Raw genomic sequence first — 21312 nt, forward strand, 5'->3', positions numbered from 1 at the left:
GCTCCGCCTAGTCGCGCGACCCGCCCGCGCCGAGCAGCGGCATCGAGGCCGTGTCGAGCAGCGGGTTGTCGTCCTGGCCCTCGACGAGCTCCTTGGCCTCCTCGCGCGTCTCGACCGTCGGCACCGAGCCGATGAGCGGCCGCTGCGCGCTCTCGCGCATCGTGAGCAGCGCCACGCCGCCGAGCGCGGCGAAGAACATGATGTAGAAGGCGGGCATGAAGGTGTTGCCGGTGGCCTGGATGAGCGCCTCGCTGAAGAACGGCGTCGTGCCGCCGAAGAGCGACACGGCCAGGTTGTAGGCGATCGCCATCGCACCGAAGCGGGAGGCGGTGGGGAAGAGCGCCGGCAGCGCCGAGGCCGAGATCGCCACGTAGAAGCCCACGGGGATCGCGACCATGCACAGCGCCACGACGACCGTCCACAGCTCGCCGATCTGCATGATCGCGAACGCCGGCACCATGAGCACGAGCGTCGACCCGACGGCGATCGCGTAGACGGGCTTGCGACCGATGCGGTCGGAGAGCCGGCCGATGAACGGCAGCGCCGCCGACATCGCGATGAGCACCGGCACGGTCACGATCGCGGCCGCGATGCTGTCGAGGCCCACGGTCTCCTCGAGGTAGGTGGGCATGTAGCTCGTGAGCGCGTAGCCGGCGCTGTTCGTGGCCGCGACGAGCGCGATGCCGATGAGGATGACGCGCCAGTGGTGGCGGAAGATGCCCACGATGCCCTGCCGCGCGAGCGGGTCGTCGGCGTCGCGCTCGTGCTGCTGCTCGGCGCCCTGCGCCTGCTCGTAGGCAGGGGTCTCCGGGATCCGCAGCCGGAAGTAGATCGCGACCGCGCCGAGCGGGATCGCGATGAGGAAGGGGATGCGCCAGCCGTACTCGGTCATGGCGTCGGGCCCCGAGATCGACTGCGTGATCGCGGTCGTCGCCGCCACGACCGAGGCGCCGGCGGCGAAGCCGACGTAGGAGCCGACGTCGAGCCAGGACGACCAGAAGCCGCGCGAGCGGTCGGGGCTGAACTCCGAGACGTAGGTGGTCGCACCGGCGTACTCGCCGCCGGTCGAGAAGCCCTGCACCATCTTCAGCAGGTAGAGCGGCACGATGGCCCACGCGCCGATCTGCGCGCTCGTGGGCAGGAGCCCGATGAGCGCGGTGGCGACCGCCATCATCGCCATGGTGAGGAAGAGCACCTTCTGGCGCCCGATGCGGTCGCCGAGGGGGCCGAGCACGAGGCCGCCGAGGGGGCGGACGAGGAACGAGACGGCGAAGCCGAAGAGCACGACGAGCAGGCCGACGCCCTCGTCGAGCCCTGCGGTGAAGACCGCGGTCATCGTGACCGTGAGGTAGCCGTAGATGCCGAAGTCGAACCACTCCATGAAGTTGCCGACGACGGTGCCGCTGATCGCGGTGCGCACCTTCTTCGTCTGGACGACGATGACGTCGTCGACCTCGAGGCGCCGGGCGCCCTCGGTCTCGCCCGGCGGTGTGGATCCTGCGGTGGTGCTCATCGGTCCGTCTCCTCCGTGTGGTGCCCGCGAGGCCCGCGGCGATCGGCGAGGCTACTCCCCGAGGCTCAAAGGCCGCCGGGATCCGGGCCCGGGTGCGGGCCGCTCGCCGCCGCGAACCGCCGCGGGTCGAGGAAGGCGACGTCGGTCGTCGGCGCCTCGCCGAGCGCGGCCTGCGCCGCGAGCTCGCCGAGCGCGGCGGCGTGCTTGCAGGAGTGACCCGAGCATCCGCCCGCGACGACGACGCGGCGGTCGTCGTCCATCGCGCCGACGACGAACTGGCCGTCGGGCGTGTGCGCCATGATGCAGGTCGTCCAGGCGGCGGGCTCGGGCTCGAGGTCCGGGAAGGTCGCCGCCACCTGGTCGCGCAGCTCGTCGGTCTCGCCGGGCGCGAGCGAGCGGTCGATCGCATCGGGGTCGTCGGCCGAGAACGGCCCGTCGAACTCGCCGCCCACCTTCACGAGGTCGCCCGGCAGCGCGCCGTGGCCCCAGATCCAGCGCGGCTCGCCGCCGAGGCCGGGCACCGAGCGGATGAAGACCGGCAGCCGGTCGATGCCGGCGTCACGGCCCTCCTTCGGCGCGAACCACGTCTGCACCACCCGGTGCGGCACGAGCGGCACCTCGGGCACGAGGCGGCCGATCCACGGGCCCGCAGCGACGACGACGCGGGCGACGCGCAGCTCGTCCGAGGCGAGGCGCACGGTCACGCCCGCGTCGTCGGGCTCGATCGCGAGCACGCGCTCGCCCGTACGGATGCGCGCGCCGGCCGCGCGGGCGGCCTCGGCCGCCGCGACGATCGCCGCCTCGGGGCGCAGCACGCCGGCCTCCGGGTCCCAGACCCCGACGTCGCCGGGGTCGAGCGCGGCGTGCGCGGGCAGGCGGCGCGCCACCTCCGCGGCGTCGAGGCGCTCGACCGGGAGGCCGTGCTCGCGGGCCGCGGCGAGCGTGCCCTCGACGATGCGGCTGCCGGGCTGGCCGATCATGATGCCACCGGTCTCGAGCAGCAGCTCCTGGCCGCTCGAGGCCTCGAGCTCGCGCCAGAGCTCACGTGCGCGGCGGGCGATGGGCGCGAGGCCGGGGTGCTCGAGGCACGCGACGCGGAAGAGCCGCGTGCGGCCGGTGGAGCCGCCATGCGCGTGGCCGGGCTCGTGCTGCTCGATGCCCACGACGTCGACCCCGCGGGCCGCGAGCTGCCAGGCGGCGCTCGAGCCGATCGCCCCGAGGCCGATCACGGCCACCTCCGCGTCGAGCCCGCGCCTCGCATCCGTCATGCTCGGCACGCTACCGACCCGCGCGCGGCATCGCCGAGCGGCGCCGTCACGGGGCGTCGCGGCCGGTGCGACGCCCCGCAGGGGGACGATGGGAATGCTGCGGGCGCAGGCGCGTTGCACTGATCGTTCGAATTTGAAAGAATCGACCCGCGGCCGAGGAGCCGCAGCAGGGAGCAGGGCGATGAGCAGCATGCAGTTCGGGATCTTCTCGGTGAGCGACCTCACCCAGGACCCCACGACCGGTCGCACGCCCACGGAGCACGAGCGCATCCGCGGCTGGATCGCGATGGCCGAGAAGGCCGAGGAGGTCGGGCTCGACGTCTTCGCCGCCGGCGAGCACCACAACCCGCCGTTCTTCTCCTCGAGCCCGACGACGACGCTCGGCTACATCGCCGCGCGCACCGAGCGCCTCATCCTCTCGACCGCGACGACGCTCATCACCACGAACGACCCGGTGAAGCTCGCCGAGGACTACGCGATGCTGCAGCACCTCTCGGGCGGCCGCGTCGACCTCACGCTCGGCCGCGGCAACACCGGCCCCGTCTACCCGTGGTTCGGCAAGGACATCCGCGACGGGATCGAGCTCGCGATCGAGCACTACTCGCTGCTGCACAAGCTCTGGCGCGAGCCGGTCGTCAACTGGTCGGGCAAGCACCGCACGCCGCTCACCGGCTACACCTCGACGCCCGCGCCGCTCGACGGCGTGCCCCCGTTCGTGTGGCACGGCTCGATCCGCTCGCCGCAGATCGCGGAGCAGGCCGCCTTCTACGGCGACGGCTTCTTCCACAACAACATCTTCTGGAACAAGGAGCACACGGAGCGCATGGTGCGCCTGTACCGCTCGCGCTTCGCGCACTACGGCCACGGCGCCCCCGAGGAGGCCATCGTGGGCCTCGGCGGCCAGGTGTTCATGAAGTCGACCGAGCGCGAGGCGAAGGCCCGCTTCCGGCCCTTCTTCGACGTGGCGCCCGTCTACGGCCACGGCCCGAGCCTCGAGGACTTCGAGCAGATGACGCCGCTCACCGTCGGCACGCCCGAGCAGGTGATCGAGAAGACCCTCGCGTTCCGCGACTACGCGGGCGACTACCAGCGCCAGATGTTCCTCGTCGACCACGCGGGCCTGCCGCTCGAGGAGGTGCTCGAGCAGATCGAGATCCTCGGCACGGAGGTCGTGCCGGTGCTGCGCCGCGAGTTCGACCGGGTGCGCGCCGACGGCGTGCCCGACGCGCCCACGCACGCCGCGCGCGTCGCCCAGGCGATCGCCGACGGCACGCAGGGCGGCGAGCAGGGCACGCCGCGCGCCGTGATCCAGGAGCCGTCGGCGCAGCAGCTGCGCTCCGACCTCGACACGGGCGCCGCCATCTCGCGGCAGGCGGGCGAGCGATGACGGCCGTGCGGATCGCGGTCGTCTCGGCCGGCCTCGGCGAGCCCTCGAGCACGAAGCTGCTCGCCGACCGGCTGCGCGACGCGACGCTCCGGGCGCTCGCCGACGGCGGCGGGCACGCGGAGGCCGTCGACGTCGTGCTGCGCCCGCTCGCGCAGGACATCGCGGCGCACATGGTCACGGGCGGCGCCTCCGAGGCGCTCTCGGCCGCGATCCGCGAGGTCGTCGAGGCCGACGCGATCATCGCGGTGACGCCGACCTTCACCATGTCGTACTCGGGCCTCTTCAAGTCGTTCTTCGACGGCATCGAGGAGGGGCAGCTCGCCTCGATCCCCACGGCGCTCGGCGCGACGGGCGGCACCGCCCGCCACTCGATGGTCATGGACACCGCGATGCGGCCGATGTTCGCCTACCTCAAGGCGCAGGTCGTGCCCACGGGGGTCTTCGCCGCGAGCGAGGACTGGGGCGCCGACGCGGGCCTCGACCGCCGCATCGCCCGCGAGGGCAAGGAGCTCGCCGACCTCATGACGGCGCTCCCCCGCCGCCGCGAGGCCGATCCCTTCGACGTCGACGGCGGTGCCTTCCAGTCGTTCGACCAGCTGCTGGGGCACGCGTGAGCGCGCCCTCGGAGCGCCTGGCGCCGCGCGCGTGGCGCGGGTACTTCGAGGGCTCGCGGCTGCTCGAGAACGAGCTCGAGCGACGCATGAAGGCCGCGACGGGGCTCGACCTCGGCGACTTCAACGTGCTGCTCGTGCTCTCGGAGGCCGAGGGCAGCCGCATGCGGATGGGCGACCTCGCGCGGCAGCTCGCCTTCGCGCCCGGTCGCCTCACCTACCGCATCGGCGCGCTCGAGCGCTCGGCGCTCGTGCGGCGCGAGGCGAGCGCGGCCGACCGGCGCGGCACCGATGCGGTGCTGACCGAGGAGGGCCGGCGCCGCCTCCGCGCCGCGCGGCCCGTGCACGCGCGGCACGTCGAGGAGCTCTTCCTCGGCGGCCTCGACGACGACGCGCTCGCGGTGCTCGACCGCGTCTTCGGGCCGCTGCGCGCGCGGCTGCTCGCCGACTGCGAGGACGCGCCGCTGCCCTGAGCGGAGCGGGCAGCGGGCCGGGCAGCGGGCCCGGGGCACGACCCTGTGGACTTCCCTGCGCGCGCCGCGGTCGCGGCTGTCACGATGGAGGCGTGCTGGAGACCTCGCTGCTCGAGCGGGCGATCGGTGAGCCGGGACGCCCGGTCGCCGTCGAGCCCTTCGGCGAGGGCAGCATCGTGCGCCTGACGGTCGACGCGGGGCCGAACGCGGGCGACTGGTTCGTCGACACCTCGCGCCAGGCGGTCGCGGTCGAGACCGGGTTCGTCGTGCGCGGCACGGAGGGGGTCGTCGCGCGCATCTGGCGGCATCCGCTCGATCCGCGGCTGCCGGCGCTCCGCACCGCCGTCGACCCCGAGCGGCTCGCCCGCATCGCCGCGGCCGCCGGCACCGAGGGCGAGATCGCCGCGCGGGTGCTGGCCTACCGCCCGGGACGCCGCGCGGTCGTGCGGCTCACGCAGCACGACGTGCACCTGTTCCTGAAGGTCGTGCGGCCCGGCGAGGCCGAGGGCCTCGCCGACGTGCACGACGCCTGCCGCGCGGCGGGCGTGCCCGCGCCCGCGGTCGTGCACTGGTCGCCCGCGGGCGTCGTCGTCGTGCGCGACGCCGACGGCACGCCGGGGCCGGTCGCCGCCGCGCGCCTCGCCCCCGAGGTGCTGCTCGACGCGGTCGACGCGCTCCGCGAGCGCCTGCTCGAGGTCGGCACGACCCGCATCGCCCGCGCCTCCGTGGGCACGCGCGCCGAGTGGCACCTCGAGCGCATGGCGTCGGCGCTGCCCGAGCGCGCGGCCGAGATCGACGCGCTCGCGCCCGCCGTGCTGGGCCGCGTGCGGCGGGAGGGGCCCGCGCGCGTCGTGCACGGCGACCTCCACATCGGGCAGCTGTTCTTCGAGGACGGCCGCGTCTCGAGCGTCATCGACGTCGACACGGCGGGGCTCGGAGACCCCGCCGACGACGCCGCCGCCTTCATCGGGCACGCGATCGCGAGCGCGGTGCGCAACGAGGCCGCCGACCGCCCGGGCGACGCCGCGATCCTGCGCGGGCTCGCCGACGCGGCGGCCGAGCGCTGGCTCCGGGATCCGCACGCGACCGCGCTCACGACCCTGCACCTGCTCGCGCACGGCATCCGGGCCGCCGAGCGCAGCCCGGAGTCCGCGCACCTGCTGCTCGACGCCGCGGGCGCGGTCGCCGGCACGCGCGCCGCGCGCTGAGCCCGGGGCGCGTCGCGCCCGCGTCACACCAGCCGGTAGCCCATGCCGCGCACGGTCTCGATGCGGTCGGCGCCGAGCTTCGTGCGCAGGTAGCGCACGTAGACGTCGACGACGTTGGAGCCCGGGTCGAAGTCGTAGCCCCAGACCCGCGAGAGCAGCTGCTCCCGCGAGAGCACCTGCCCCGCGTTCCGCACGAGCTCCTCGGCGAGCGCGAACTCCCGGCCCGAGAGGTCGACCTGCCTGCCGTCGACGCGCGCGCGACGGGTGCGCACGTCGAGCTCGAGGCCGCGGTGCGCGAGCTCGGCCGCCGCGCCGCCGGCCGCGTGCGACTGCATCCGCAGCCGGATCCGCGCGAGCAGCTCGTCGAAGCGGAAGGGCTTGGCCATGTAGTCGTCGGCGCCGCCCTCGAGCCCCGCGACCGTGTCGGCACCGCCGCCGCGCGCGGTGAGGATGATGACGGGCATCGTGGAGCCCGAGCCGCGCAGCTGCGCGAGCACCTCGAAGCCGTCGAGGCCGGGCAGGCCGATGTCGAGCACGCACAGGTCGAACTCGCCCGTGAGCGCGAGGTCGAGCGCCTCGGGGCCCGTCGGCGCGACGCGCGTGGCGTAGCCCGCCGCGGCGAGCCCCTTCTCGACGAACGCGGCGATGCGCGCCTCGTCCTCGGCGATCAGGACAGCGGCCATCGCGGCTCCTCGGTCTCGGTGCGGCCGCGCGCGGGCGCGGCGGCGGGCTCGGGCTCGGGCTCGGGCGCCGCGGCAGGCCCGGGCGCAGGGTGCGGCAGGCTCGGCGGTCTCGACGGCGCCGGGCAGCGCGACCACGAACTCGGCGCCCTCCCCCGCGTCGACGACGAAGGCCGTGCCTCCGTGCCGCTCGGCGATGAGGGCCACGATCGCGAGCCCGAGGCCGGAGCCGCCGTCACCGCGCCCCTCCGCCTCGCCGCGGCGGAAGCGGTCGAAGATGACGGCCTTCATGGCGTCCGGCACCCCGGGCCCGCGATCGCGCACGAAGAGCTCGAGGTCGGCGCCGCGCACGCGCGAGCCGATCGCGATCGGCCCGCGCGCGTGCCGGACGGCGTTGGCGATCAGCTGGAGCATGGCCTGGGTGATGCGGTCGGGGTCGAGCCGCGCGAGCACCGGTGTCGCGAGCACCCCCTCCGCGAGCTCGGCGCCATCGATCGCGCGCGCCTTCGACGCGATCTGCTCGGTGAGCAGCGCGACGTCGGTCTCGACGAGCGCGAACGCGTCCGGCTCGCGCAGCCGCGCGGCGGCCCGGATGTCCTCGACGAGCCGCGCCATCCGGTCGAGCTCGTCGATCGCGAGCGCCCGGGTCTCCTCCACGTCGCGCGGGTCGGCCGGGTCGACGAGCTCGAGGTGCCCTCGCACGATCGTGATGGGCGTCTTCAGCTCGTGGCCGACGTCCTGCAGCAGCTGCCGCTGGGCGTCGAGCGAGCCGCCGAGCCGGTCGAGCATGCGGTTGACCGTCTCGGCCAGCTGCGAGACGTCGTCGCGGCCCGTCACCGGCACCCGCTCGGTGAGCCGCTGCTCGGACGAGCGCTCGGCGACCTCGCGGATGCGGCGCACGGGGCTCAGGAGCCGCCCGGAGACGAGCAGGCCCACGAGGAAGACGATCGCGGCGACCACGAGGGCCGCGATCACGAACACGCGCGCCGCGGCGTCGATCTCCTCGAGCTCGGCGCGCACGTCGTAGGCGGTCACGAAGAGCGCGGCGGGCGCATCGGCGGGCGCGCCGTCGATCGTGATGGGCGCAGCGAGGTACTGCACGACGTCGCCGCCCTCGGCGTACGTGCCGATGACCGGCCCGCCGCCCGCGGCCTCCGCCACGACGCGGTCGACGAGGCCCGGCAGCCGCTCGAGCCGGAGGTCGGGGCTCACGAAGGGCACGAACGCGGGGCGGCCGTCGAGCACGCCGAGCACGCCCGTGTTGTCGTCGGGCGCGACGCGCTGCACCACGGCCTCCAGCGCGTCCTCCACGGCGGGCCAGGGCTCCTGCCCCACGGTGAAGCTCGCGGCCTCGAGCGCCGAGCGCAGGTTGGCGTCCACCTGCTCGAGCACCCGCTCGCGCTCGACGGCGTACGCGATCCCGCCCGCGACGAGCATGCCGAGCAGCGACAGCGTCGTGAGCAGGCCCACGATCCGCGAGCGCACCGTCCAGGTGCGCAGGCGCGGGCGCGGGGCGGCGGTCATGCGCCCATCACACCACGGCGGCGCCCGCCGCAGGACCCCGGATGAGAGAAGCCTCACCTGCACCCCGCCGCAGGCGTCCGTCTGCTGGGATCGGAGGGTGGAGACGACGACCCGACCGGACGCCGCGGCGAGCGCCGAGGAGCGGCTGCTGCAGGAGGCGCTCGGCGACGAGCTCGCGGGACCGCTGCGCGTCATCAGCCGCGAGCCGCTCGGCGCGGGCTCGCTCACGGGCATCGAGGAGCTCGCGCCGCAGCCGCGCCACTGGTACGTCGACACCTCCCGCCGAGCCGTCCCCGAGGAGACCGGGCTCGTGCTCGGCGATCCGGCGGCGCCCGAGGCGCGGATCTGGCTGCACCCCGCCGATCCGCGCCTCCCGGCGCTCGCGCCCGTGCTGTTCCCCGAGCCCGCCGCGGCCCTCATGGCGCGCCTGGGCGTCGCGATCGACCGCGCCCCGGAGCTGCTCGTCTACCGCGCCGGCAAGCGCGCGATGCTGCGGATGCGCGCCGAGGGCCGCGAGACGTACCTCAAGGTCGTGCGTCCCTCGCGCGCCGCGGCGATCGTCGGCCTCCACGAGTCGCTGCGCGCGGGCGGCGTGCCCGTGCCCGTCGTGACGGGCTGGTCGCCGCTCGGCATCGTGCTCACGGAGGCCGCCGCGGGCGAGCCGCTGCCGGCGCGCGTGCAGGACGCCGACCCCGCGGCCCTGCTCGACGCCGTCGAGCGCCTCCGCACCGCGATCGCGTCGGTCGGCACGGACCGGCGAGCCCGTGCCTCGCTCGCCGACCGGCACGAGTGGTACCGCGAGCGGCTCGCGCAGGCGCTCGAGCGCGCCAGGGCGGCCGGCGTGGCGTCGGTCGCCGTCGATGCCGTCGCAGCGCCGCTCGCCGCGCTCGAGCGGGCGATCGACGCGGCGCCCGCAGCCGCCGTGATGGTGCCTGCCGAGGCGCTCCGCACGGTGCACGGCGACCTCCACATCGGCCAGCTCTTCGTCGAGGCGGACGACCCGAGCGCGCTCTCGGGCGTGATCGACGTCGACACGGCGGGCCTCGGCGACCCCGTCGACGACGCTGCCGCCCTCCTCGGGCACCTCGCCGCCTCCATCGCCCTCGCCGACGGCGATGCGGCGCGCGCCGCGGGCCTCCGCCGGCTGCTCGACGCGGGCGTCGAGCGCTGGCTCGCGCCCGATGCGCCGGACGCGCCGCGGCTCGCGCACCGGCTCGCGGTGCACGTCATCGCGCACGCGCTCGGGCCGCTCGAGCGCGGCGACGCCCGCGCCGCGGCGGCGACGCTCGAGGCGGGCGCCGAGGCGCTGAGGCTGCCGCGCTGAGCCTGCCGCGCTGAGCCTGCACCGCTGCACGCTGCACGCCTGCCGTGGCCGCAGTCACGCCTCGGCAGATGAGAGTCCTCTCATCCGGCCCTCCTCGAGCCCTCACCGGGAGGGGCGAGGATCGCACCATGGAGCGGAAGTGGATCCTCGGCGCGGCCGGCGCCCTCAGCATCGGCGCGATCGCGCTCGGCGCCATGGGCGCCGCGAGCGCCATGACGGTGCGCGACGTCGGCGGCGCGCCCGTGCGCGGCGTGGAGCCTGCGCGGCACGGCCGAGCCGACCATCTCGGCGCCGGCGCCCACGAGCTCGGCGACCGAGTCGCCCGCCCCCACGTCGCCGACGGGCTCCGACGCCCCCGAGCCCTCGTCGGCCCCGGCGGCCTCCGGCGGCCCCCAGCCGGTCCAGCCGCCCGCGCCCGTCGCGCCCGTCGAGGTCGACACCCCGGAGACGCCCGACGACGACGACGATGACGACGACAGCTCCGGCCACGGCTCGGGCGGCGACGACTCCGACGACGACTGAGCGGGGCGCGGCCGTGAGAGCCCTCTCACCGCCGCCTCCTCGCCGCCTCACCCGGGCCTGCGAGCGTGAGCGCAGGTCGACCCCGACCCCCATCACGAGGAGGACACCATGAACCGCACCTGGATCGCCATCGGCACCGCGAGCGCCCTCAGCCTCGGCGCGATCGCCGCCGGCGCCGCCACCGTCGCCGGCGCCACCGAGCTCCGCGACGCGAAGGGCCGGGTGATCGACGACGCGTCGATCCGCGGCAGCCTGCTCGACCGCGGCGCGGTCGTGCTCTCCGCGACCGGCAGCGACGACGGCCAGGTCATCACGGCGCCGACGCCCTCGACGGCCCCGACCGCGCCCTCGGCCAGCGCCGCGCCCTCGCCCTCGGCCTCCCCCGCGACTCCCGCGCCGACGCAGCAGGCCGACTCGAGCCCCTCGGCGCAGACGCCCCCGACGGCCACGACGGCGCCCACCGCCCCGACGCCCGCCTCGGTGCCGACGCCCGCGAGCCCGGTGTCGGCCCAGACGCCGCCGTCGCCCGTGTCGGCGCAGACGCCGCCGTCGCCGGTCTCGGCGCAGACGCCGCCGACGCCCGCGTCGCCCGTCTCGCCGGTCTCGCCCGTCAGCCCGGTCTCGAACGACTGATCGCTCGCGCCCGACCCGACCGACCCGCAGCGCCCCGCCTCGTGACGGCGGGGCGCTGCGCTGCGTCGCGCCGTGGTCGGCGGACCAGATCGTTTGGTAGACTAACGACATGCCCACGATCGCCCTCGCCGACAGCCTCCGCGTCGCGACCGCGCGCCTCTCGCGCCGGATGCGCCGCGAGCGCGTCGACGAGAACCTCGCGATCCACCACCTCTCGGCGCTCGGCGCCATGCAGCAGCTCGAGGAGCCCACGCTCGCGCGCATAGCCGCGCTCGAGGGCGTCAAGCCGCCGAGCATGGTGAAGACGCTGCAGCACCTCGAGTCGCTCGGCTACGTCGAGCGCAGCGACCACCCGAGCGACGGCCGCATGGTCGTGCTCCGCATCAGCGAGAAGGGCGAGGCGATGATCGCCGAGGCCCGCGAGCGCCGCAACCTCGCCCTCGCCGCCGCGATCGACGCGCTCGACCCGCACGACCGGGCCACCCTCGAGCGGGCCGTCCCCATCCTGGCGAGGCTCGCCGAGGCATGATGTTCCGCAGCCTCCGGCTCTTCAACTACCGCACCTGGTTCGTCGGCGCCCTCATCTCGAACGTCGGCGCCTGGATGCAGGGCACCGCGCTGTCGTGGACCGTGCTCACGATCCTCACGATGAACGACGCGACGGCCGTCGGCATCAACATGGCGCTGCAGTTCGGCCCGCAGCTGCTGCTCGTGCCCATCACGGGCTACCTGGCCGACAAGTACGACCGGCGGAAGATCCTGCTGTGGACGCAGAGCCTCCTCGGCGTCCTCGCCCTCGCGCTCGGCATCATCGTCGTCACGGGGCTCGTGGAGCTGTGGATGGTGCAGGTCTTCGCGCTCGCCTTCGGCACCGTGCAGGCGTTCGACACCCCCGCCCGCCAGGCCTTCGTCTCGGAGATGGTCGGCAAGGAGGACATCGCGAACGCCGTCGCGCTGAACTCCGCCTCGTTCCACGGCGCGCGGCTCATCGGCCCGGCCGTCGCGGGCCTCCTCATCGCCTTCCTCGCGCCCGGCCCCGTCTTCCTCATCAACGCGGCCACGTTCCTCGCGATGATCGTCGCGCTGCTGCGGATGCGGGTGTCCGAGCTGCAGCCGAGCCCGCGCGGGGCGAAGGGCCTCGGCGACATCGTGCAGGGCTTCCGCTACGTGCGCCGCCGCGACGACCTGCTCGTCGTGTTCGTCATGGCGTTCATCCTCGGCACCTTCGGCCTCAACTTCCCCATCTACATCTCGACGATGACGAGCGTGGAGTACCTGGCCGACGCCGACGTCTTCGGCATCCTCTCCTCCGCGATGGCGATCGGCTCGGTCTCGGGCGCGCTGCTCGCGGCGCGCGCCGAGCGGCCGCGGTGGACGCTCGTGATCGGCGGCCTCGGCGCGTTCTCGGTGGTGTGCGCGCTCGCCGCCTGGAGCCCGCACATCATCGTCTTCGGCGTCGCGCTCGCGCTCGCGGGCTTCACGGCGCAGCTCTTCATGACGAACGCGAACGCGACGGTCCAGCTCACCTCCGCGCCGGAGGTCCGCGGCCGCGTCATGGCGCTGTACGGCGCCGTGTTCATGGGCGGCACGCCCATCGGCGCCCCCATCGTCGGCTGGGTGGCCGACGAGTTCGGTCCGCGCTGGGGCATCATGGTCGCCTCGATCACGTGCCTCCTCGCCTTCGTGATCGGCGCCATCTGGTGGGCGCGCGCCCGGCGCGCCGACCGCATGAGCCGCACGGGCACGCTGACCCTCGGCTCGCCCACCGAGTCCGTCGACATCGTGCGCTGAGCCGCGTCGCATCCGCTTCGCACCGCCGCCACAGGCGGCGCCGCTACCGTGGGCGCCGCGCTGGGGAGGTGCATGGATGACGCAGCACGATGTCGAGTCCGTCTGGGACTACCCGAGGCCGCCGCGCGTGGAGCCGACCGACGAGCACGTGCGGGTCGTGCTCGGCGGCACGGTCATCGCCGAGACGCGCAGCGCCCTCAGGGTGCTCGAGACGAGCCATCCGCCCACCTACTACCTGCCGCGCGAGGCCTTCGTGCCCGGCTCGCTCGAGCCCGCGCCCGGCGCGAGCATGTGCGAGTTCAAGGGGCGCGCCTCCTACCTGACGGTGCGCGGCGGCGAGCGCGCCGAGCAGGGCGCGGCATGGACGTACCCGCTGCCGCAGCCCGGCTTCGGGGCGCTCGCCGGCCACATCGCGCTCTACCCCGGGCGCATGGACCGGGTGGAGGTCGACGGCGAGGTCGTGCGACCTCAGGAGGGCGACTTCTACGGCGGCTGGATCACCTCGCGCGTGCAGGGGCCCTTCAAGGGCGCTCCCGGCACGCGCGGCTGGTGAGCGCCTAGGCGCGGTCGGCCTCGGGCGACGCCTGGCTCGCCCGCTCGGCCTTCGCCGTGCGGCCGGCCTGCACGGCCTCGACGACGAGCCGCACGATGAGCACCACGAGGAACGCGGCGAACACGATCGAGGCCGTCTGCGGGTCGAGCGCGGCCGCGAGCGCCGCGCCGAGCGCGGTCGTGACGCAGGCAGACACGCCCACGAGGCCCGCGCCGACGAGGTCGACGTTCTTGCGCCGCAGGTTGCCGATCGTGCCCGAGAGCGCGGTGGGGATCATCATCGCGAGCGAGGTGCCCTTGGCCACGAGATCGCTCTGCCCGAACAGCAGGATGAGCATCGGCACCACGACGATGCCGCCGCCGACGCCGAGGATGCCCGAGAGCACGCCGGTGACGAAGCCGAGCGCGACGAGGCCCACGACGGGCCAGGCCGTGAGCGCGAGCTCGGCCTCCCGCGAGGGCACGGCGAGGAAGAGGTTGACGGCCACGACCGCGAGGAAGGCGATGAACGCCCAGCGGATCACGCCCACCGGCAGCCGGTGCAGCAGCCACGCGCCCACCTGCGCGCCCACGACGGAGCCCACGACGAGGATGAGCGCGATGAGCCAGTCGACGTGCCCGCCCACGGCGTAGGAGGCGACGCCGACGAGCGCCGAGGGCACGATCGCCGCGAGCGAGGTGCCGGAGGCGCGCTTGCGCTCGACGTGCGCGAGCAGCACGAGCAGCGGCACGATGACGATCCCGCCGCCGATGCCGAACAGCCCCGACAGGAAGCCCGCCAGCAGGCCGATGGTCACGTAGGCCCAGATCGGCCGCCGCTGGGGGGTCTCGTGCTGGGGGGTCTCGAGGTCGTCGCTCACCCACCCATCCTGCCGTGCTCGTGCGCCTCCACGGGCGCGCGCACCACGAGCACCGCCACGACGAGCGCGAGGATGATCGCCGTGACGGCCACGGGGAACGGCAGCACCGGGTCGAGCAGCACGAGCAGCGCGCCCGTCGGCACGGCGACGTTCACGACGCGGTCGCCCTGGTGGCGCAGCGCGATCCACCAGACGCCGAGCACGAAGACCGCGATCGGCACCGTGACGGTGAAGGAGGCGGCGAGCGGGTCGAGCGCCGACTCGCCCGTGAGCACGTCGATCTCGACCTCGATGCCGGCCGAGAGCGCGCCGGCCGCGGCGAAGACGAGGAAGTGCGTGTAGCCGTAGACGAGCGAGGCGGCGAAGCCGTCGATGGCGCGGTGGTGCGGCGGCCAGAAGTAGATCCACCACAGCGCGCACGTGACCGCGAGCGCGAGCACCGCGATCCAGAGCAGCGGCCCGAGCTCCTGCACGGTCTCGAGCGCCTCGACCACCGCGTTCGCGGAGGCGAGCAGGCTCTCGCCGAGCAGGATGAGGCTGAAGAGGCCGAAGCGCTCGGTGATGTGGTGCGGATGCCACGGCGTGCGCCCGCGCCGCTCGGCGACGAGCGGCACGGCCAGCTCGACGCCGATGAGCACGACGAACGCGACCGGCGTGAGGCCGTCGGGCAGCAGCAGCGAGAGCAGCCACAGCACCTGGGCGGCGCCGATGCCGCCCGCGTACAGGCGCGCGGCCCGGCCCTCCTCGCCGCCTGCACGGGAGGCCCGCAGCCACTGGGCGATCATCGCGACGCGCATGACGACGTAGGCGAGGATGAGGATCGTCGCGTCGCCCTCCTCGAACATCGGCTTGATGCCGGCCGCGAGCACGAGCACGCCCGCCATCTGCACGAAGGTCAGCACGCGGTAGAGCCAGTCGTCGGTGCCGAACGACGTGGCGAACCACGTGAAGTTCATCCACGCCCACCAGATGCCGAAGAAGATGGCGCCGTAGGCCAGGAGGCCCTCGACGACGTGGCCGTCGCTGAGGGCGTGGTGCAGGTTCACGGCCGCGATGCTCACGGCGACCACGAAGACGAGGTCGAAGAACAGCTCGAGCGGCGTGGCGGTGCGGCCCAGCTCCTCGGGGTCGCGCGGCCGCATGCGCAGCAGCCGCAGGCGCCCGTGCTCGCCCGCCCGCTCGACCCTCGGGGCGCCGTCGGCGCTGTCGCCGACGTGGTTCGACTGGCTCATGGCGCGAGCGTAGCCCCGCGCCGTGGGATCAGGCCCTCGGCGAGAGGATGCGGGCGGCGAGGCGCCAGGTGAGGATGCCGGCGGCGGTGCATGCGACGGCGAGGATCGCGACGCCGCTGACGACGCCGCCGAGCATCTGGGGGAGGATCTGCAGCGCGACCTGCGCCGCCTGCGCCGCGTCAGCGCCTCCGTACCCACCGAACCCGACGTGCCAGCCGATAGGGGCGATCGCCGTCACGATCGCTGCCGCGGCCGTGCCGAGCAGCGCGGCGAGCACTGAGCCCAGCATCGTCGTGGCGGTCGGACGCGGCACCCCCGCTCCGGCGAGCATGCGTGCGCTGGCGAAGACGCCCGCGACGGCCAGCACGAGGCCGAGCAGCGCGATGGCCGCGAGTGAGGCACCCGGGCCCGTGGCGAGCCAGGCGCCGAGCAGCGCGACCTGGGTCGGGCCGACCGCGCCGGGCTCGGGAGCGCCGATCGATGCTGCCATCGACAGCGACGCGATCGACAGGCTGGAGGCCGCGTACGTCGCTGCGACGCCCGTCCACAGCATCCCGCCGCCGAGCGCGCCGGCGCGGTGCGCGGCACGGACGACGGCGGGGTCGAGGCGTCGGGCGGCGGGCTCGGGCACGCCGTCGGCGCTCGCGGAGGTCATGGCGCGAGCATAGGGTGCCGCGCCGAACGCGGCCTCCGGGGGATCCCCGACCGGGTCAGGCGGCGAGCGCGCGCTCGATGCTGGGGCGCAGCTCGTCGGGGGTGGCCGTGGGGGCGAAGCGCTCGAGCACGGTGCCGTCGCGGCCGATGAGGAACTTCGTGAAGTTCCACTTGATCGCGCCGCCGAGGAGGCCCTTCTGCTCCTGCTTCAGCCACGCGAAGACGGGGTGGGTGTCGCCGCCGTTGACGGCGACCTTCTCCATCATCGGGAAGGTGACGCCGTAGTTGCGCTGGCAGACCTCCGCGATCTCGTCGCTCGAGCCGTGCTCCTGCGCGAACGAGTCGGAGGGGAAGCCGAGCACGACCAAGCCCTGGTCGGCCAGCTCGCGGTGCAGCTGCTCCAGGCCCTCGAACTGCGGCGTGAGGCCGCACTTGCTCGCGGTGTTCACCACGAGCACGACCTTGCCGTCGTACTGGGCGAGGTCGGCGTCGCCGCCCTCGAGGGTCTGCACCTGGAAGTCGCTGAGCGTCGTCATGCCCCCATCTTGCCGCGTCTGCCTCTGCGCATCCGATGGATGCGGGTCGCGATCACGACAGCGGCAGAACGTCGAAGCCCCAGGCGGCGGTACGGCCCACGGTCCGCAGCAGGTCGTCGATCTCGGCGCGCACTGCCGGGTCGTCGCCGATCTCGATCCGCTGGCAGCGGTAGGAGCCGTCGTGGACGAGGTCGACGCCGGCGGCGCCGCCGGGGCGCGCGATGCGGAGTCGGCGCCGCGTGCGCCGCACCTCCAGGTCGAGGCCGCGGAGCGCCACGAGGCGGGCGAGCTCGCCCGCGACCGCGTCGAAGGTCCACGAGCCGAGCCCGGGCGGGCGGCCCTCGCGGGGCGGGACGAGCGCGAGCCTCGCGTCGTCGCCCATGCGGCGGCGGAGGCGCGCCGCCTGGCCGCGCTCGACCATCGTCGTCGCGCCGAGGTCGAAGAATCCCAGCAGGAGGGACGCCAGCAGGACGAAGGGGCTCGCTTCGAGGATCGCGGGGATCCATCCGGCGGGGGTCTCGGGCCCTCCGCCTCGAAGCACCAGCGCGGCGGCACCCACGAGCACGATGAGCACCGCCAGGACGACGACCCATCCGCGGCGCATGGAGCGAGCATCCCACAGGGCCCGGAGGAATCGGCGCTGAGCGAGCACCTGAATGGATAGTGCAGCCAGGTGCCCGCTCACGGCTGATTCCTCCGGGCTCGGTGCGGGCTGGGGGCGCGGAGCGACTCAGCCAGCGGGTGGGATGGCTGCGGCAGGCGCGGAGGCGCCCGGCGCCCGGCGCAGGCCGACAGCCACCGAGGCGGCCGCGCCCAGCACGCCCACCGCCGAGACCGCGAGCAGCCAGCGGTAGTCGACGGCCCCCAGCAGCGCGGCCCCGAGCGCCAGCAGCAGCATCTGCGGCACGCTGATGGCCATGGTGAGCGCCGCCGAGGTGCGGCCCTGCAGCCGTGCCGGCGTCAGCCGCATCCGCAGCGTCACGACGCCCACGATCACCCACGGCACGCCGAAGCCGATCAGCGTCTGCACGACGCCGATGCCCGCCCAGCGCATCCACGGCTCCGGCAGCCCGAGCGTCACGAGCGGCAGCGAGGCCGCGATGCCGAGGCCCAGCAGCACGAGACCCCAGAAGACCAGCCGCCGCTCGCCGATCCGCCGCAGCACCGCCGCGGCGCACAGGCCTCCGACGAGCGCGCCGACGCCCTGGATGGTCTGCGCGGGCCCCAGCGCGGCAGGGCCGGCCCGCAGGCCGTCCTCGATGAGCGGGAAGATCGTGGCGTTCAGGAGGCCCGTGATGCCGAACGCGACGGCCGTCGCGATCGTGAGCAGCCGCAGCACGGGGTCGGCGAGCAGCGCGCGGAAGCCCGCGGTGATCTCGTGCCACGCAGTCTCGCCCTCGAGGCGCGGCTCGGGCGCCGACTCCTCGACCCGCAGCGTCAGCAGCAGGACGCCCATCACGAGGAAGCCCGCGGCGGCGACCGCGACGACCGCCCAGGGCCCCGCGAGCACGAAGAGGCCGGCACCGAGGGCCGGCGAGACGATCCGGCAGACGCTGTCGATCGAGGTGAAGATGCCGTTCGCGCTGCCGAGCTCCTCGTCGGGCACCAGATCGCGCAGCAGGCCCGACTGGGCTGCGGCGGTGAGGTAGGCGGCGAGGCCGTAGAGGAAGGTGACCGCGTAGATGAGCCACGCGCGCTCCGGGCCGTCGACGAGCAGCAGCACGAGCACGACGGCCGCGGTGCCGAGGTTCGTGCCCACGAGCAGGCGGCGGCGGCTCATCCGGTCGGCCAGCTGCCCCGCGAAGGGCGCGAACAGGGCCGGGAGGCCGAGGAAGAGGAAGACGAGCGCGGCCGCCGTGTCGGAGCCGGTGAGCTCGCGCATCCAGATCGCCAGCACGAGGTACAGGGCGGAGTCGCCGAGGTTGGTGGCGAACCAGCCGACCATGAGGCGTCGGTACTCGGGGCGCCGCATGGGGGATGCGGCGCGGGCGGCGGGCATGGTCTCGGCGGCGGCGGTCATCGGATGCCTCTCGGGCGGCGCCGCGACGATGCGGGGGGCTGATGGGGTGGCGTGCGGGCGCGACGGAGCAGCCCGTCGCCGGTCAGGGAGGCCGCGCCGGGGGCGCTGCCGCCACGAGGCCCGGTTCGCTCGGTGGGTCTCGAGACGCGTGCGCCTGCGGCACGCGCTCCTCGATCAGCGGGGAGGTCGGCGCGGCGCGAGATCGGGTGGGCGGCGGCCGAGGGCCGGCCGGGCTACGCCTCCGGGCTACGCCTCCGGCGTCGCCGGCAGCTCGAAGTCGGGGTTCACGGTGGCGAGCAGGTAGGCCTTGCGGCTGCCCGGCGGGCGCTTCGCGGGGTCGTCGCTGCGGCCCGCGAAGCGCTCGGAGAGCCGCCGGATCTGCTCGGTGACCTCGGCGAGCTCCTCGGGCGTCGCCCAGAACGTGCCCGTGGTCACGCTCGTGCCGCCAGCCCACTCCCCCATGAGCTCGGCGCCCTGGGTGGTGAGGAAGCGCACGACGCGGTCGGCCTCGTGCTGCACGTAGAGCGCGCCGATCGTGCCCGAGCTGCGCAGCGACTCCGGGTCGTTCGGGTCGGGCCGCAGGTCGCGCTCGCGGTGCACGGCGCGCCACGGCTTCGACGTGCCCTGCGCCTCGGCCCGCTCGATGAAGCCGGCGCGGGCGAGGGTGCGGAGGTGGAACGAGCAGTTCGACGGGGTGTCGCCGATGCGCTCCGCGACCTGGGTCGCGGTCGCCTCGCCGAGGTCGTCGATGGCGGCGAGGATCTCGACGCGCAGGGGGTGGGCGAGCGCCCGCAGGACCGCCGGGTCGCTGGTGCGCAGCGCCGGCCGTCCGTGGTCCCCCTGCTCGTGGAGCTCCTCAGCCATGCTCAGATCCAACCACGCTGGATCATGGCCTCGGCTCGGATGCGGTCGATGTGCCGCTCCTGCCGATCGGCCTCGCGACGCATGCGGTGGCGCTCCTCGCGCGCGGTCGCGATGCGGGCGGGGATGCTGCGAGTGCGTCCCATGGCTGCCTCCTCGGTCGGTGTCGGCGAGCCGGTCGATGATCACCTGTGCCGACATCCGAAAGGATACTTTCAGAAGAGACGCTTCGCAAGAGTTCTTTCACAAGAGATGCTTCGGCGTGTCGCGGCTCGTCGGTCGAGGAGGCCGCGCCACGGGCGCGGCCGTCACGAGGCCCGCCTCGCCATGCGGGTCTCGTGACGCGTGCGGCTGCGCCGCGCGCTCCTCGACCGACGAAGGGGGCGAGGGCTGCGGCCATGCGCTCCTCGACCGACGGAGGAGGGGTCAGCGGCCGAAGGCGGCCTTCGCCTCGGCGACGACCGCGGGGTCGCGGAACGCCGCGAGCGCCGTCGCGGCGAGCAGCGCCGCCCCGTCGGCGATCACCGGCTCGGCCGCCGGGCCGCCCGCCGCCTCGGCGAACTCGCGCGTGTGCGGCGAGCAGTCGGGCACGAGCGTGAGCATCGGGTGGATCGAGGGCACCACGTGCGAGACGTTGCCCATGTCGGTCGAGCCGCCCATCTGCGGCGCGACCGCGGGCGTGCGGCCGAGCGCGACGAGCGCGCGCTCCGCGATGCCGGCCAGCGTCGGGTTCGGCCGCAGCGAGAAGTAGGGCGGCGTGTTCTCGGCGATCGCCACCTGGCAGCCCGTCGCGATCGCGGCGCCCTCGAAGCACGCCCGAACGCGCGGCACCACCGTCTCGAGCAGCGCATCGCGGTCCTCCGCCCGCACGAAGACGCGCAGCGCCGTGCGCTCGGGGATGATGTTGGGCGCCTGGCCGCCGTCGGTGACGATCGCGTGGACGCGCACGTCGTCCGCCAGCTGCTGCCGCAGCAGGCCGATGGCGGTGAGCGCGAGCGTCGAGGCGTCGAGCGCGTTGATGCCGCGCTCGGGGTGCGCGGCCGCGTGGCTCGCGCGGCCCGTGAAGTCGACGTCGAGCGCGACGCGCGACAGCGACGACGAGGCCGCCACGTCCTCCCCCGCCGGGTGGATCATCATCGCCAGGTCGATGCCGTCGAGCACGCCGCCCTCGATCATCGGCACCTTGCCCGCCGCGCCCTCCTCGCCCGGGCTGCCGATCGCCACCAGGTGCGCGGGCGCGCCCCCGGCCGCGAGCGCATCCTTCGTCGCGAGCGCCGCCCCGAGGCCTGCCGCGGCGATGATGTTGTGGCCGCAGGCGTGGCCGATGCCCTCGAGCGCGTCGTACTCGAGGAAGATCGCGATCGTCGGGGCCTCCTCGCCCGCCTCCGGCGTCGACCAGCGCCCGACGAAGGCGGTCTCCAGGCCCGCGAAGCCGCGCTCCACGGCGAAGCCGGCGGCCTCGAGCTCGGCGGTGAGACGCGCGGCGGCGTGCACCTCGGTGAAGCGGATCTCGGGATGCGCGTGGAGGTCGGCGGCGACGTCGACGAGCGTGGGCAGGTGGGCGGCGAGCGCCGCGCGGGCCTCGGCGACGAGCGCGTCGACATCGGGCGCGACGGCCGCGGCGGCATCGGGAGCGGGGGTGGTGGTGGTCATGCGATTCCTT

At 74.8% G+C, this 21312-nt stretch carries 22 protein-coding genes and 1 pseudogene; 9 read left to right on the forward strand and 14 right to left on the reverse strand.

From position 1 onward, the window contains the following. Positions 1-7: 7 nt before the first annotated feature. Positions 8-1513, reverse strand: coding sequence for an MFS transporter (locus tag OVA14_RS03270; protein ID WP_267504865.1), 1506 nt, complete (start codon positions 1511-1513; stop codon positions 8-10). A gap of 65 nt (positions 1514-1578) precedes the next feature. Further along, entirely contained in the window at positions 1579-2781 is a 1203-nt protein-coding gene (solA, locus tag OVA14_RS03275; protein WP_267504866.1) for an N-methyl-L-tryptophan oxidase, read from the reverse strand. A 190-nt stretch (positions 2782-2971) separates the two neighbouring features. Between solA and OVA14_RS03280 the strand changes: the two genes are divergently transcribed. The 4 genes from OVA14_RS03280 to OVA14_RS03295 all read left to right on the forward strand — a co-directional run bounded on the left by OVA14_RS03280 (position 2972) and on the right by OVA14_RS03295 (position 6460). Continuing rightward, a complete protein-coding gene (locus OVA14_RS03280; RefSeq protein ID WP_267505477.1) occupies positions 2972-4168 on the forward strand; it encodes an LLM class flavin-dependent oxidoreductase in 1197 nt (398 codons plus the stop codon). Further along, positions 4165-4782: a CE1759 family FMN reductase gene (locus OVA14_RS03285; protein ID WP_267504867.1), complete on the forward strand. Its 618-nt coding sequence runs from the start codon at positions 4165-4167 to the stop codon at positions 4780-4782. The genes OVA14_RS03280 and OVA14_RS03285 overlap by 4 nt, the downstream gene beginning before the upstream one ends. Continuing rightward, the gene (locus OVA14_RS03290) at positions 4779-5252 is read left to right on the forward strand and encodes a MarR family winged helix-turn-helix transcriptional regulator (protein ID WP_267504868.1); all 474 of its coding nucleotides are present in this window, start codon (positions 4779-4781) and stop codon (positions 5250-5252) included. Before OVA14_RS03285 ends, OVA14_RS03290 begins: the two co-directional genes overlap by 4 nt. A gap of 92 nt (positions 5253-5344) precedes the next feature. Then, positions 5345-6460 carry a phosphotransferase family protein gene (locus OVA14_RS03295; protein ID WP_267504869.1) on the forward strand — a complete coding sequence of 372 codons (1116 nt, stop codon included), beginning with the start codon at positions 5345-5347 and terminating at the stop codon, positions 6458-6460. A 23-nt stretch (positions 6461-6483) separates the two neighbouring features. Here the strand turns inward: OVA14_RS03295 and OVA14_RS03300 are convergent, their stop codons facing one another. Both OVA14_RS03300 and OVA14_RS03305 read right to left on the reverse strand, forming a co-directional pair. Next, entirely contained in the window at positions 6484-7143 is a 660-nt protein-coding gene (locus OVA14_RS03300; protein WP_267505478.1) for a response regulator transcription factor, read from the reverse strand. Positions 7144-7275: 132 nt separating this feature from the next. Beyond that, a pseudogene (locus OVA14_RS03305) lies at positions 7276-8859 on the reverse strand (sensor histidine kinase); the annotation flags it as partial. Here OVA14_RS03305 and OVA14_RS03310 point away from each other — a divergent pair. Beyond that, entirely contained in the window at positions 8762-9988 is a 1227-nt protein-coding gene (locus tag OVA14_RS03310) for a phosphotransferase (RefSeq protein ID WP_267504870.1), read from the forward strand. The pseudogene OVA14_RS03305 and the gene OVA14_RS03310 sit on opposite strands and share 98 nt — an antisense overlap. Positions 9989-10068: 80 nt before the next feature. On the opposite strand, the gene OVA14_RS03315 is transcribed toward OVA14_RS03310, so the two are convergent. Next, positions 10069-10428 carry a hypothetical protein gene (locus tag OVA14_RS03315; protein WP_267504871.1) on the reverse strand — a complete coding sequence of 120 codons (360 nt, stop codon included), beginning with the start codon at positions 10426-10428 and terminating at the stop codon, positions 10069-10071. A gap of 190 nt (positions 10429-10618) precedes the next feature. On the opposite strand from OVA14_RS03315, the gene OVA14_RS03320 reads away from it, so the two are divergent. From OVA14_RS03320 to OVA14_RS03335, 4 genes are all read left to right on the forward strand, one after another. Then, on the forward strand, positions 10619-11143 hold the full coding sequence (locus tag OVA14_RS03320) for a hypothetical protein (protein WP_267504872.1): 525 nt from the start codon (positions 10619-10621) through the stop codon (positions 11141-11143). A 109-nt stretch (positions 11144-11252) separates the two neighbouring features. Next, entirely contained in the window at positions 11253-11672 is a 420-nt protein-coding gene (locus OVA14_RS03325) for a MarR family winged helix-turn-helix transcriptional regulator (protein WP_267504873.1), read from the forward strand. Beyond that, on the forward strand, positions 11669-12934 hold the full coding sequence (locus OVA14_RS03330) for an MFS transporter (RefSeq protein ID WP_267504874.1): 1266 nt from the start codon (positions 11669-11671) through the stop codon (positions 12932-12934). The genes OVA14_RS03325 and OVA14_RS03330 overlap by 4 nt, the downstream gene beginning before the upstream one ends. A gap of 76 nt (positions 12935-13010) precedes the next feature. After that, positions 13011-13487: a DUF427 domain-containing protein gene (locus OVA14_RS03335; protein ID WP_267504875.1), complete on the forward strand. Its 477-nt coding sequence runs from the start codon at positions 13011-13013 to the stop codon at positions 13485-13487. A 4-nt stretch (positions 13488-13491) separates the two neighbouring features. Here the strand turns inward: OVA14_RS03335 and OVA14_RS03340 are convergent, their stop codons facing one another. The 9 genes from OVA14_RS03340 to OVA14_RS03380 form a co-directional block, all read right to left on the reverse strand. After that, positions 13492-14346 (reverse strand): sulfite exporter TauE/SafE family protein, encoded by an 855-nt coding sequence (locus tag OVA14_RS03340; protein WP_267504876.1) that lies wholly within the window; start codon positions 14344-14346, stop codon positions 13492-13494. Next, entirely contained in the window at positions 14343-15488 is a 1146-nt protein-coding gene (locus OVA14_RS03345; RefSeq protein WP_267505479.1) for a low temperature requirement protein A, read from the reverse strand. The genes OVA14_RS03340 and OVA14_RS03345 overlap by 4 nt, the downstream gene beginning before the upstream one ends. A gap of 118 nt (positions 15489-15606) precedes the next feature. After that, on the reverse strand, positions 15607-16233 hold the full coding sequence (locus tag OVA14_RS03350) for a hypothetical protein (protein ID WP_267504877.1): 627 nt from the start codon (positions 16231-16233) through the stop codon (positions 15607-15609). Between the two features lie 55 nt (positions 16234-16288). Next, the gene (locus OVA14_RS03355; RefSeq protein WP_267504878.1) at positions 16289-16768 is read right to left on the reverse strand and encodes a glutathione peroxidase; all 480 of its coding nucleotides are present in this window, start codon (positions 16766-16768) and stop codon (positions 16289-16291) included. A 52-nt stretch (positions 16769-16820) separates the two neighbouring features. Further along, the gene (locus OVA14_RS03360; RefSeq protein ID WP_267504879.1) at positions 16821-17372 is read right to left on the reverse strand and encodes a hypothetical protein; all 552 of its coding nucleotides are present in this window, start codon (positions 17370-17372) and stop codon (positions 16821-16823) included. A gap of 126 nt (positions 17373-17498) precedes the next feature. Beyond that, entirely contained in the window at positions 17499-18788 is a 1290-nt protein-coding gene (locus OVA14_RS03365) for an MFS transporter (RefSeq protein WP_267504880.1), read from the reverse strand. Positions 18789-19034: 246 nt separating this feature from the next. After that, positions 19035-19652, reverse strand: coding sequence for a winged helix-turn-helix domain-containing protein (locus tag OVA14_RS03370; RefSeq protein WP_267504881.1), 618 nt, complete (start codon positions 19650-19652; stop codon positions 19035-19037). A gap of 2 nt (positions 19653-19654) precedes the next feature. Beyond that, entirely contained in the window at positions 19655-19795 is a 141-nt protein-coding gene (locus OVA14_RS03375) for a hypothetical protein (protein WP_267504882.1), read from the reverse strand. Between the two features lie 280 nt (positions 19796-20075). Next, positions 20076-21302 carry a M20 family metallopeptidase gene (locus tag OVA14_RS03380; RefSeq protein WP_267504883.1) on the reverse strand — a complete coding sequence of 409 codons (1227 nt, stop codon included), beginning with the start codon at positions 21300-21302 and terminating at the stop codon, positions 20076-20078. Positions 21303-21312: the final 10 nt, after the last annotated feature.

The sequence above is a fragment of the Agrococcus sp. SL85 genome, from assembly GCF_026625845.1.
Taxonomy (GTDB): Bacteria; Actinomycetota; Actinomycetes; order Actinomycetales; family Microbacteriaceae; genus Agrococcus.